The 14,420-nt window shown below is 75.5% G+C and carries 1 protein-coding gene; it reads right to left on the reverse strand.

Annotated elements, in window-relative coordinates; all coding sequences use genetic code 11:
- Positions 1 to 8 precede the first annotated feature (8 nt).
- A partial coding sequence (locus tag ACFYWL_RS30455; RefSeq protein ID WP_386980035.1) for a type I polyketide synthase occupies positions 9 to 14,420 on the reverse strand: 14,412 nt, incomplete at its 5' end.

A 14,420-nucleotide genomic window follows, 5' to 3' on the forward strand; every position in this document is an offset into this window, starting at 1 on the left:
GGGCAAGGTCAGGACTCGGAGCCGTCGAGCGCCAGCCTGATGAGGGTGTCGGCGTCCATCTCGTCGATGTCGACGTCCCCGCCGCCGGGGGCGGGCTCGGTGTCGTCGCCGTCGGTGAGCTTGAGCAGCAGGTCGAGGAGCCCGGCCTCGCGGATGCGGGCCAGCGGGATGGTGGCCAGGGCCTGGCGCACCGCCGTCTCGGCCGGGTCGCCCGCCTCCTCGCGGTGCGCCTCGGGGAGCAGCGCGGTGAGCAGGTGGTCGGCAACGGCGGCCGGGTCGGGGTGGTCGAAGACGAGCGTGGTGGGCAGGGGCAGGCCGGTGGCCCGGGTGAGCCGGTTGCGCAGCTCCACGGCGGTCAACGAGTCGAAGCCGAGGTCCTTGAACGCCCGCCGGGGCTTGACCCGCTCCGGGCCGGGGTGGCCGAGGACGGCCGCGGCCTCGGCGCGGACCAGGTCGGTGAGGTGCCGGTCCTGCTCGTCGCGGGGCAGGGCGAGCAGCCGGTCCCGCAGGGCCCGCCCGCCGTCGGCAGGCGCGGCGTCGTCGTCGGCCGCACCGGAGGCGGGCCGCGCCTCGGGCAGGTCGGCCAGCAGCGGCCGGGGCCGCGCCGACGCGTACGCCGGGGCGAACGTCGCCCAGTCGACGTCGGCGACGGTGAGGCAGGCCCGCCCGCGCCCGACGGCGACCCGCAGGGCGTGCACGGCGTCGGCCGGGGACATCGCCCGCAGCCCACGCCGGGCCAGTTCCCGCTGGGCGTCGTCGGTGGCCATCCCGCCGTCGGCCCATGGCCCCCACGCCACGGAGGTGGCGGCGAGTCCCCGGGCGCGCCGGCGCTCGGCGAGGGCGTCGAGGTGGGCGTTGCCGGCCGCGTAGCCGGCCTGCCCGCCGCTGCCCCAGATCCCGGCGATGGACGCGAACAGCACGAACGCGTCGAGCGGCCGGTCGCCGAGCAACTCGTCGAGGTGCACCGCCCCGGCGGCCTTGCCGGTCAGCACCCCGGCGAGCCGGCCGAGGTCGGTGTCGACGAGCGGGGCCACGTCGTTGAGGCCGGCGGCGTGCACCACGGCGGTCAGCGGGGCCGGGTCGGCGTCGACGCGGGCGAGCAGCGCGGCGACCGCGTCCCGGTCGGCCACGTCACAGGCGGCGACGGTGACCCGTACGCCGAGCGCCGTCAGCTCGTCGCGCAGCTCCGCCGCGCCCGGCGCGGCGTCCCCGCGCCGGCTGGTCAGCACCAGGTGTTCGGCACCGTTACCGGCGGCCCAGCGGGCCACGTGCGCGCCGAGCGCGCCGGTGCCGCCGGTGACAAGCACGGTGCCGGAGGGTCGCCACCGGTCGGCCGCCGCCGCGTCGGCGGGGGTGGCCCGGGTCAGCCGGCGCGCGTACACGCCGGTGTGCCGCACGGCGAGCTGGTCCTCGTCGCCGGCGGCGGTGAGGGCCGCCGCGAGCCGGGCCGGGTCGACGCGGGTGGCGCTGCCGGCGCGGTCGACGCCAGCGGCAGGGTCGGCTTCGGCGGCGGGCAGGTCGAGCAGGCCGACCCGGAGCTGCGGCAACTCCAGGCCGGCGACGCGGCCGAGGCCCCACAGGCCGCCCTGGGCGGCGCTGCGGACGGCATCGCCGTCGCCGGTGCCGACGGCGCCCCGCGTCACGCACCACAGGGCCGTGCTCGCCCCGGCGTCGTGCAGGGCCTGCGCCAGCAGCAGCGTGGCCGCCGTGCCGGCGGGCACGGCCGGGTGCTCCGGGTGCGGGTCGTCGGCCAGGCCGAGCAGGGAGACGACGCCGGTGACGGGCCCGTCGGCGAGCGCGGCGGTGAGCCGCCGGGCCAGGCCGCCCCGGGTGGCGGTGGCCGGGTCGGCGGGCAGCCGCCGCACGTCCCCGCCGGCCGTGGCGAGCGCGGCGGCGATGTCGTCGGCGGTGTCGCCGTCGGGCCCGACGAGCAGCCAGCCGCCGGGTGCCACCGGCGGGTCGCCGGGGTCGATCCGCCGCCACCCGACCTGGTACGACCAGCCGTTCACCGCCGCGTCGCGGGTGCGGGCCCGTCGCCAGGTGGTGAGGGCGGGCAGGGCCGGGGTAAGGGCGTCCACGGCGGTGTCGTCGCCGAGTTGGGCGGCCAGGGCGGTCAGGTCGCCGCGTTCGACGGCGGCCCAGAACTCGGCATCCCCGCCGTCGGTGTCCCTCCGGTGGCGCGGCAGAGCTTCGGGCCAGAACCGCTGGTGCTGGAACGCATACGTCGGCAGGTCCACCCGCCGCGGGTTCGCCCCGGCGAACCACTGCCGCCACGACACCGGCACCCCGGCCACGTGCAACTCCGCCAGGGCGGCAAGCAGCCCGGTCACCTCGGGCCGGTCCCGACGCTGCGCGGCGACGGTCAACACCCCCTCGTCACCGGCCAACACCTCGGCGGCCAGGGCCGTCAACACGCTCCGCGGCCCCACCTCCAGGAACACGCCCACCCCCGCCTTACGCAGCACGGCGACCCCGCCGGCGAACCGCACCGCCTCCCGCACATGCCGCACCCAGTAATCCGGGGTACGGATCTCGTCGGCATCGGCGAGCGCCCCGGTCAGGTTCGACACCACCGGCAACAGCGGCGCGGCAAACGACAGCCCGTCGAGCACGGCCCGGAACTCGGCCAGCATCGGCTCCATCAACGGACTGTGGAACGCGTGACTCACCGCCAACCGGCGCGTGCGGACGCTCCGGTCGCGCCAGACCTGCTCAAGTTCGTCCAGGGCCTCGACGGCACCGGAGACGACCACGGCCGACGGCCCGTTGACGGCCGCGATCCCGACGCCGGCGCGACCGGCGATCGACTCCGCCACCGCCTCCTCGGCTGCGGCCACGGCGAGCATTCCCCCGCCGGCCGGCAACGCCTGCATCAACCGGCCCCGGGCGGCAACCAACGCGCACGCATCGGCCAGGGACAGCACCCCCGCCACGTACGCGGCGGTGATCTCCCCGACCGAGTGCCCACCGACGAAGTCCGGCACCACACCGAACGACTCGACGAGGCGGAACAACGCCACCTCGACCGCGAACAGGCCCGCCTGCGTGAACACGGTCTGGTCCAGCAACGCCGCCTCGGGCGTGCCCGCATCCGCGAACAGCACCGGCTTGAGCGGCTGCGGCAGCAGCGGATCCAGCCCGGCGCACACCTCGTCCAACGCGGCGGCGAACACCGGGAACGCCTCCGCCAACTCCCGACCCATGCCGGCACGCTGCGCGCCCTGACCGGAGAAGAGGACCGCGAGCTGACCGCGCTGCTCCGGGGCACCGACCACCACGGCACCGGACGGCTCACCCGCCGCCAGGGCCCGCAACGCGGCCAGCAGATCGTCGCGCCCGGCGGCCGTCACCACCGCCCGCTGTTCCAACGCCGGACGGGTCGTCACCGACGACCACGCCACGTCGACGGCGGCAAGCGAGTCGCCACCCGTCAACCAGCGGGCCCACCGACCCGCCTGCCCCGCAAGAGCACCCTCGGTACGGGCCGACAGCAGCACCGGCACCACCGGCGGCGTCACCCGCTCCACCACCACACCCTCGACAACCTCCACCGGAGGCTGCTCCACGATCACGTGCGCGTTCGTCCCGGAGATCCCGAACGACGACACCGCCGCCCGACGCGGCCGATCCACGACCGGCCACGGCGTCGCCTCGGTAGCCAGGGCGACCGCCCCCGCCGACCAGTCGACGTGCGGCGACGGCTCGTCCACGTGCAGGGTGGGCGGCACCACCCCGTGCCGCATCGCCAGGACCATCTTGATGATCCCGGCGACGCCGGCCGCCGCCTGCGTGTGGCCCATGTTGGACTTGATGGAGCCGAGCAACAGCGGACGGTCGGCGGGCCGGTCCTGCCCGTACGTCGCGAGGAGCGCCTGCGCCTCGATCGGGTCACCCAGGGTGGTGCCGGTGCCGTGCGCCTCGACCGCGTCCACGTCCGCCGGGGTCAGGCGGGCGTTGGCCAGGGCCTGCCGGATCACCCGCTGCTGCGACGGCCCGTTCGGCGCGGTCAACCCGTTCGACGCCCCGTCCTGGTTCACCGCCGTCCCCCGCACCACGGCGAGAACCCGCCGCCCCTCCCGCCGCGCGTCGGACAGCCGCTGCACCAGCAGCATGCCCACACCCTCCGACCAACCCGTTCCATCCGCCGACGCCGCGAACGACTTGCACCGCCCGTCGGGGGACAGTCCGCGCTGCCGGGAGAAGCCGACGAACGCGCTCGGCGTGGCCATGACGGTGACGCCGCCGGCCAGGGCCAGGTCGCACTCGCCGGAGCGCAACGCCTGCGCCGCGAGGTGCAGCGCGACCAGGGACGACGAGCACGCGGTGTCGACGGTGACCGCCGGCCCCTCCAGGCCGAAGACGTACGCGACGCGGCCGGAGGCGACGCTGCCGGCGGTGCCGTTGACGAGGTACCCCTCCAGTTCCTCCGAGGCTTCCAGGCGGCCCGCGTAGTCGTGATGGATCAGGCCGGCGAAGACGCCGGTGGTGGCCTTCGTGTGGCGCGGGTCGAGGCCGGCGGACTCGAACGCCTCCCACGACGTCTCCAACAGCAGCCGCTGCTGCGGGTCCATCGCCAGGGCCTCACGAGGACTGATCCCGAAGAACCCGGGGTCGAACTCCGCCGCGTCGTACAGGAAACCACCCTGCCGCGTCGTCGACGTCCCCGCCCGATCCGCATCCGGGTCGTACAGCGCGTCGAGGTCCCAACCCCGGTCCGCCGGGAACCCACCGATCGCATCCCCGCCGGAGGCCACCAGGTCCCACAACTGCTCCGGGCTGGACACCCCACCCGGGAACCGGCACGACATGCCGATGATCGCGATCGGATCGTCGTCGTCCCGGGCGACGGCCCGGGTGGTGGCGGTCGGGGCGGCGGAGTGGCCGAGTTGCTCGTGCAGGTGCTCGGCGAGGCGTTCCGGCGTCGGATAGTCGAACACGAGCGTCGCCGTCAACCGCAGCCCGGTAGCCGAGGCCAGCCGGTTACGCAGCTCCACCGACGTCAACGAGTCGAAACCGAGCTCCTTGAACGCCCGCCCACCCGCAACAGCCTGCGCCGACGCGTGCCCCAACACCGCCGCCGCCTGACCACACACCAGGTCCACCAACAACCGCCGCGCCTCGTCCTGCGAGAGCCCGACCAGCCGCTCGGACCAGCCCGTGCCGGCGCCGGCCTGCCCGGTGCGCGCCTGGCGGCGCGACCCGGTACGGGCCAGCAGCCGGACGATCGGCGGGACCTGCCCGGCGTCGCCGGTGATCCGCAGCCGGGCGGCGACCACCGCCGCCCGGGGCCCGGCGGTCGCGGCGTCGAGGAGGGCGGCGCCCTCGTCGGCGGTGAGGCCGGTCATGCCGAGCCGGCCCAGGCGTTGCCGGTCGTCGGCGCTGAGCTGGGCGGTCATCCCGCCCGTGGCCCACATGCCCCAGCCGATGCTGGTCGCGGGCAGTCCCTGCGCGCGGCGGTGCTGCGCCAGGGCGTCGAGGAAGGCGTTCGCCGCCGCGTAGTTGCCCTGACCGGGCGAGCCCAGGGTCGCCGCGATCGACGAGAACACCACGAACGCCGACAGATCCAGCCCCGCGGTCGCCTCGTGCAACACCCACGCGCCGTCCACCTTCGGCCGCAGCACCGTGGCCACACCGTCCGCGGACAGGGAGCCGATAGTCGCGTCCGCGATCACCCCGGCCGTGTGCACCACGGCCGTCAGCGGATGCGCCGGATCGATCCCGGCCACCAGGCCCGCCACCTGCACCGCATCGGCAACGTCCACCGACACGGCGCTGACCTGCGCACCCGCCCCGGTCAGCTCCGCCACCAGCGCCGCATAGTCGGAACCCTCCACCGGCAACCGACGCGACGCCAACACCAACCGACGGCTCCGGCCGGAGGCGACCAGGTGCCGCGCCACCACCCCGGCCAGGGTGCCCGACGCGCCCGTGACCAGCGTCGTGCCCTCGGCGTCGGCGGGCGCCGGCACGGTCAGCACGACCTTCCCGACGTGCCTGGCCTGGCTCAGGTGCCGCAACGCCTGCCGCGCCTGCCGCACGTCCCACACCCGCACCGGCAACGGCGACAGCGCACCCTGCTCGAACAACGCCAACAACTCGGCCAGCATCTGCCCGATCCGCTCGCCGCCCGCCTCGTTCAGGTCGAACGCCCGATAGGCAACCCCCGGATGCTCCGCCGCCACCACGGCGGCATCACGCACATCCGTCTTGCCCATCTCGACGAACCGGCCGCCGCGCGGCAACAACCGCAACGACGCATCCACGAACTCACCCGCAAGCGCGTCCAGCACCACGTCCACACCCGCGCCACCGGATGCGGACGCGAACACCTGCTCGAACTCCGTCGACCGCGACGACGCGATCCGCTCCGGAGCCACCCCGAGGCCCCGCAGCGTCCCCCACTTGCCGGGGCTGGCCGTCGCATACACGGTCGCGCCGAAATGGTGCGCGAGCTGAATCGCCGCCATACCCACCCCACCCGCACCCGAGTGGACCAACACCGACTCACCCGACCGCAACCCCGCCAGATCACGCAACGCGTAATACGCCGTCAGGAACACCACCGGCACCGACGCCGCCTCCACAAACGACCACCCCGACGGCACCCGCGCCACCCGAACCCGCTGCGCCACCACCACCGGCCCAAAACCCGGCTCAAACAACCCAAACACCCGATCACCCGGGCTCAGATCATCGACACCCGGCCCGACCTCCAACACCACACCCGCACCCTCACTACCCATCACCGCCGACGAATCCGGATACATCCCCAACGCGATCAACACATCCCGGAAGTTCACCCCGGCGGCGCGTACCGCGATGCGGACCTCGCCGGGCGCGAGGGCGGCCGGCGCGGCGGCGACGATCTCGACGCCGTCGAGCGTGCCGGGGCGTGCGGCGGCGACGTGCCACGCACGGTCCGCCGGCGGGGTCAGCTCCGCGCCGGGCTGGCGCACGAGCCGGGGTACGCACACCGCGTCACCCCGGAGCGCGAGCTGGCCGCCGACGGTGGACGGGTCGGCCGCGACGGTCGCCAGCACGGCGAGTGCCTGCGGGCCGATGGCCTCGTCGGTGTCGGCGAGGACGATGCGGTCCGGGTGCTCCGACTGCGCCGAACGCAGCAGACCCCACACCGCCGCGCCCGCCAGATCGGTCACCCGGTCCTCGTCCCGCGCCGCCACGGCACCCCGGGTCACCACCACCAACCGCGAATCCGCCAACCCATCGGCGGCAAGCCACGCCTGCACCACACCCAGCACGGCCGTCACCGTGGCCCGCACCCCAGCCGGAACCGAGGCCCCGACAGGGGTAACCGGCAGCAGCACGAGACCCGGCGCGGCCGTGCCCGCCGCCACGGCCGCCACCAGCGCCGGCACGTCCGGGTACGCGGGCACGTCGTCGGGCAGCCCGGCGTCGCCGAGCGCCACCCAGCCGGAGCCGTCGGCGGCGGGAGCGACGTCCTGCGGCTGCCAGGTCACCTCGTACAGGGAACGGTCGGCGGCGTTGGGCGCGGCGACGCCGGTCAGTTCCCGCAGCACGAGCGAGTCGACGGAGACGACGGGCGCACCGGACTCGTCGACCGCGACGAGCCGCACCCCGGAGCCGGCCCGGCTCAGCCGCACCCGCAGCGCGCGGGCACCGACGGCGTGCACCTGCACCCCGGCGAACGCGAACGGCACCCGGGGCCCGGACGCCTCCTCCGCCAGCAGCAGCCCGATCGGGTGCAGGGCGGCGTCCAGCAGCGCCGGGTGCACCCCGAACGCGGAAGCGTCCGCCGCCGGCTGCGGCAGCGCCACCTCGGCGTACAGCTCGCCGTCGCCCGTCCACACCCGGCGCAGCCCCCGGAACACCGGCCCGTACGCCAGCCCGTGCCCGACGAGCGCGTCGTACCAGCCCGACAGGTCCACCTCGGACACCCCAGCCGGCGGCCACTGCCCCACCACCGGCTCCTCGGCGGCAGCAGCCTCCAGCACACCCTCCGCGTGCCGGACCCACTCCCCGTCCGCCTCCCCGCCGGGCTGCGCATACACCGCCACGTCCCGGCCGCCGGAGTCGTCGGCCGACCCGACCCGCACCTGCACCCGCACAGCCTCAGAAACCGGCAGCGTCAACGGCGCGGCAATCGTCAACTCCCGCACCCGCGACGCACCCACCTCGTCACCGGCCCGCACCACCAACTCCACCAACGCCGCACCCGGCACCACCACCGCACCAGACACCACATGATCGGCCAACCACGGATGCGACGACACCGACAACCGACCCGTCAACACCACCTCGTCGTCACCCGCAAGCCGCACCGCCGCACCCAACAACGGATGCCCCGGCGCGGCGAGCCCCGCCCCCGACACGTCGCCGGCCCGCCAGGCCGCCGCGTCGGGCCAGTACCGCTGCCGCTGGAACGCGTACGTCGGCAGGTCCAGCGGGCGCACGGCCGTACCGCCGCCAGTGAGGGTGGCCCAGTCGACGGGGACGCCGCCGGCGTACGCCTCGGCGAGGGCCGCGAGCAGCGCGGACGCCTCGGTGCGTCCCCGGCGCAGGGTCGGCACGACCACCGGCCGGGCGGTGGGGTCCGCGTCGTCGGCGAGGCAGTCGGAGATCATGCCGGCGAGCACCCCGTCGGTCCCGACCTCCAGGTACGTGCCGACGTGGCGCTGCCGCAGGTAGGCGACCCCGTCGGCGAACCGGACGGCCTCACGGACGTGCCGCACCCAGTACCCGGGGTCGCCCAGCTCGTCCGGGTCGGCGGCGACGCCGGTCAGGTTGGACACGACGGGCAGCGTCGGCGGCTGGAACGTGAGCCCGTCGAGGACGGCCCGGAAACCGGCCAGCATCGGTTCCATGAGCGGGCTGTGGAAGGCGTGGCTGACGCGCAGGCGGCGGGTGCGTACGCCCCGGTCCCGCCAGCCGGCCTCCACGGCGTCGAGGGCGTCGACGGCGCCGGAGACGACGACGGCCGACGGCCCGTTGACGGCGGCGATCCCGAGCCGGTCGGTCAGGCCCACGATCGAGGCGCGGACGTCGGCCTCACCGGCGGCGACGGCGAGCATGCCGCCCCCGGCGGGCAGCGCCTGCATGAGCCGGCCCCGGGCGGCGACCAGCGCGCAGGCGTCGGCGAGGGACAGCACCCCGGCGACGTGCGCGGCGGTGATCTCGCCGACGGAGTGGCCGCCGACGAAATCGGGGACGACCCCGAACGACTCGACGAGGCGGTACAGGGCCACCTCGACGGCGAAGAGGCCGGCCTGGGTGAACACCGTCTGGTCGAGCAGGTCCGCGTCGGGGGAGCCTTCGGTGGCGAACAGCACGTCGCGCAGCGGGCGGGGCAGCAGCGGGTCGAGGTGGGCGCACGCCTCGTCGAGCGCGGCGGCGAACACGGGGAACGCCCCGTACGCCTCCCGGCCCATGCCGGGGCGTTGCGCGCCCTGGCCGGAGAAGAGGACGGCGAGCCGGCCGGGCCGGACGGCGCCCCGGACGACGACGGACGACGGCTCGTCGGCGGCGACGGCGGCCAGGCCGGCGAGGAGGCTCTGCCGGTCTCGGGGCAGCAGCACCGCGCGGTGTTCGAACGCGGACCGGCCGGTGGCGAGGGCGTGGCCGAGGTCGGGCAGCGCGACGTCCGGGTTCTCCCCCAGCCAGTCGCGCAGCCGTCGGGCCTGCTCGCGCAGGGCGTCGCCGGTGCGGGCGGAGAGCACGCAGGGCGTGGTGAGGTCGCCGGTGGTGACGGCGGCCGGGACTGTCACGGTCGGCGCGGGCGTCGCCTCGGGGGCCTGCTCCAGGATGGTGTGGACGTTGGTGCCGGAGATGCCGAACGAGGACACGGCGGCGCGGCGGGGCCGGTCCGCCTCGGGCCAGGGGCGGGGCTCGGTGAGCAGCGACACCGCCCCGGCCGACCAGTCGATGTGCGGGGACGGCTCGTCGACGTGCAGGGTGCGGGGCACCACGCCGTGCCGCATCGCCATGACCATCTTGATCACCCCGGCGACGCCCGCGGCGGCCTGGGCGTGGCCGATGTTCGACTTGATCGAGCCGAGCAGCAGCGGACGGTCGGCGGGCCGGTCCTGCCCGTACGTCGCGAGGAGCGCCTGCGCCTCGATCGGGTCGCCGAGCGCCGTGCCGGTGCCGTGCGCCTCGACGGCGTCCACGTCGGCCGGGGTCAGGCGGGCGTTGGCCAGGGCCTGCCGGATCACCCTCTGCTGGGAGGGCCCGTTGGGGGCGGTGAGGCCGCTGCTGGCCCCGTCCTGGTTGATCGCGCTGCCCCGCACGACGGCGAGGACGCGGTGGCCGTTGCGTTGGGCGTCGGAGAGCCGCTCCAACAGCAGCATGCCGACGCCCTCGGCGAAACCGGTGCCGTTCGCGCCCGCGCCGAACGCCCGGCACCGCCCATCGGGGGACAGGCCGCGTTGCCGGGAGAACTCGGCGAGCATGCCGGGGGTGGACATGACGCTGACGCCGCCGGCCAGGGCGAGCTGGCACTCGTTCTGCCGCAGCGCCTGGGCGGCCAGGTGCAGGGCGACCAGCGACGACGAGCAGGCGGTGTCGACGGTGACGGCGGGGCCTTCGAGGCCGAACAGGTAGGAGATGCGGCCGGAGGCGACGCTGCCGGCGCTGCCGTTGCCGACGTACCCGTCGAGTTCGTCGGACGTGCCGAGGGCCTTGCCGGCGTAGTCGTGGTAGATCAGCCCGACGTAGACGCCGGTGCTGCTGCCCCGCGCGGTCAGCGGGTCGATGCCGGCCCGCTCGAACGCCTCCCACGAGGTTTCCAGCAGCAGCCGCTGCTGCGGGTCCATGGCGAGCGCCTCGCGCGGCGAGATGCCGAAGAAGGCGGCGTCGAAGTCGGCGGCGTCGTAGAGGAAGCCGCCGCGCTGCGGGGTGGCCGTGTCGTCACCGGCGTCGCCGCGCAGGTCGGCGAGGTCCCAGCCGCGGTCGGTGGGGAAGGGCGCGATGACGTCCGCGCCGGCGGTGACGAGGTCCCACAGTTGTTCGGGGGTCCGCACGTCGCCGGGGAAGCGGCAGGCCATGCCGACGATCGCGATGGGCTCGTCGACGCCGGTGGCGGCGGCAGCGGCGGGGGCCGGCGCGGGGGCGGCCCGGCCGCCGATCTCCCGGTCGAGGAAGTCGGTGAGCACGGCGGGCGTCGGATAGTCGAAGGCGACGGTGGCGGGCAGCCGCAGCCCGGTGGCGGTGGCGAGCCGGTTGCGCAGCTCGACGGAGGTCAGCGAGTCGAAGCCGAGTTCCTTGAACGGCCGCTGCGGGTCGACGGTGTCGGCGGAGCGGTGGCCAAGCACGGCCGCCACGGCACCGGCGACGAGGTCGAGGAGCTGCCCGCGCCGTTCGGCGGGGCTGAGGGCGGCGAGCCGCTCGCCCAGCGACAGGTCGGCGGCGGCCCGGGTCGCCGCCCGACGCCGGGTGCGGGGTTGGCGCACGAGGTCGCGCAGCAGCGCGGGGACCGGTCCGTCCGTGGCCGCCGGCACCTTCATGAGTACGAGGTGCGCGCCACCGTGCCGCTGCGCGGCGTCCAGGAGCGCGAGCCCTTCGGCGTCGGTGAGCGGGGCGCTGCCCGCGCGGATGGCACGCCGGTGTTCGGTGGCGTCGAGGTGGGCGGTCATGGCGCTGGTGGTGGCCCAGAGGCCCCAGGCGAGGCTGGTCGCGGGCAGCCCCTGCGTGCGGCGGTGCTGCGCGAGGGCGTCGAGGAAGGCGTTCGCCGCCGCGTAGTTGCCCTGACCGGGCGAGCCCAGGGTCGCCGCGATCGACGAGAACACCACGAACGCCGACAGATCAAGGTGCGCGGTCGCCTCGTGCAACGCCCACGCGCCGTCCACCTTCGGCCGCAGCACCGTGGCCACACCGTCGGCGGACAGGGAGCCGACGGTCGCGTCCGCGATCACCCCGGCCGTGTGCACCACGGCCGTCAACGGATGCGCCGGGTCGATCCCGGCCACCAGGCCCGCCACCTGCACCGCATCGGCCACGTCCACCGACACGGCGCTGACCTGCGCACCGGCTTCGGTCAGCTCCGCCACCAGCGCCGCGTAGTCGGAACCCTCCACCGGCAACCGACGCGACGCCAACACCAACCGACGAGCCCGGCCCGTGGCGACCAGATGCCGCGCCACCACCCCGGCCAGGGTGCCCGACGCCCCGGTCACCAGGGTCGTGCCGTCCGGATCCACCGCAGCCGGAACCGTCAACACCACCTTGCCGACGTGCTTCGCCTGGCTCAGGTGCCGCAACGCCTGCCGGGCCTGCCGCACGTCCCACACCCGCACCGGCAACGGCCGCAGCGCGCCGCTCTCGAACAACGCCAACAACTCGGCCAGCATCTGCCCGATGCGATCGCCACCGGCGGCGTTCAGCTCGAACGCCTGGTACGTCACGCCGGGGTGTTGGCGGGCGACCAGTTCCGGGTCGCGTACGTCGGTCTTGCCCATTTCGACGAACCGGCCGCCGCGCGGCAACAACCGCAACGACGCATCCACGAACTCACCCGCAAGCGCATCCAGCACCACATCCACCCCCGCACCACCCGACGCCGAGGAGAACACCGCCTCGAACTCCGTCGACCGCGACGACCCGATCCGCTCCGGAGCCACCCCCAGACCCCGCAACGTCCCCCACTTGCCGGGACTGGCGGTCGCATACACGGTCGCGCCGAAATGGTGGGCGAGCTGAATCGCCGCCATACCCACCCCACCCGCACCCGAGTGGACCAACACCGACTCACCCGACCGCAACCCCGCCAGATCACGCAACGCGTAATACGCCGTCAGGAACACCACCGGCACCGACGCCGCCTCAACAAACGACCACCCCGACGGCACCCGCGCCACCCGAACCCGCTGCGCCACCACCACCGGCCCAAAACCCGGCTCAAACAACCCAAACACCCGATCACCCGGGCTCAGATCATCGACACCCGGCCCGACCTCCAACACCACACCCGCACCCTCACTACCCATCACCGCCGACGAATCCGGATACATCCCCAACGCGATCAACACATCCCGGAAGTTCACCCCGGCGGCGCGAACGGCGATGCGGACCTGGCCCGGGGCGAGGGGCTGGGCGGTGTCGGGCAGCAGGTCGACGCCGTCGATCGTGCCCGGGTCGACGGCGGCCACGTGCCACAGGTCGCCCTGCGGGGTGAGGGCGTCAGCGGCGGGCCGGGTGACCCGGGGCGCGAGGACGGTGCCGCCCCGGACGGCGAGCTGGCCGCCGGTGGGGGCGGGGTCGGCGGCCACCGCCGCCAGCAGCGCCACCGCGTCGGCGTCCAGCGGGCCGTCGAGGTCCGCCAGGACGATGCGGTCCGGGTGCTCCGACTGCGCCGAACGCAGCAGACCCCACACCGCCGCGCCCGCCAGGTCGGTCACCCGGTCGCCGGGCAGCGCCGCCACGGCGTCGCGGGTCGTCACGGCGAGCTTCGTGTCGGCGAGGGTGTCGGCGGCCAGCCACGCCTGGACTGTCCCGAGGACGCCCGACGTCGCGGACCGGACCAGGCCGGGCAGGTCGTCGCCGGGGGCCCGGTCCAGGGTGTTCCCGGGGGCCTGGTCCGGGCTGGGGCCGGCGTCGCCGGGCGCGCCGTCCGGGCCGACCGGCAGCAGGACGAGGCCCGGCGCGGGCCGCCCCGCCTCGACGGCGGCGACCAGGGCCGCCACGTCCGGGTAGGCCGGCACCTCGGGCAGGGCGACGTCGCCGAGGGCCACCGCGCCCGACGCGTCGGCGGCCGGGGTCACGCCCTCGGCGTGCCAGGTGAGTTCGAACACCGAGCGGTCGGCGGCGCTCGGCGCGGCCAGCCCGGTCAGTTCCCGCAGGACGAGGGAGTCGACGGAGACGACCGGCGCACCGGACTCGTCGACCGCGACGAGACGCACCCCGGAGCCAGCACGGGCCAGCCGCACCCGCAGCACCGACGCGCCCGCCGCGTGCACCTGCACGCCGGCGAACGCGAACGGCACCCGGGGCCCAGCGCCGGTGTTGGCGTCGAGCAGCCCGATCGGGTGCAGGGCGGCGTCCAGCAACGCCGGGTGCAGCCCGAACCGGCCGGCGCTCTCGGCCACGTCGTCGGGCAGGGCCACCTCGGCGTACACGTCGCCGTCACCGGCCCACACCCGGCGCAGCCCCCGGAACACCGGCCCGTACGCCAGCCCGTGCCCCACCAGCGCCTCATACCAGCCCGACAGGTCCACCTCGGACACCCCAGCCGGCGGCCACTGCCCCACCGTCGGCTCCTCGGCGGCAACAGGCTCCAGCACACCGTCCGCATGCCGGACCCACTCCCCGTCCGCCTCCCCGTCGGGCTGCGCGTGCACCGCCACGTCCCGGGCACCGGAGTCGTCGGCCGACCCGACCCGCACCTGCACCCGCACAGCCTCAGAAACCGGCAGCGTCAACGGCGCGGCAATCGTCAACTCCCGCACCCG

It is taken from the genome of Micromonospora sp. NPDC002575 (genome assembly GCF_042889525.1).
Classification (GTDB): Bacteria; Actinomycetota; Actinomycetes; order Mycobacteriales; family Micromonosporaceae; genus Micromonospora; species Micromonospora carbonacea.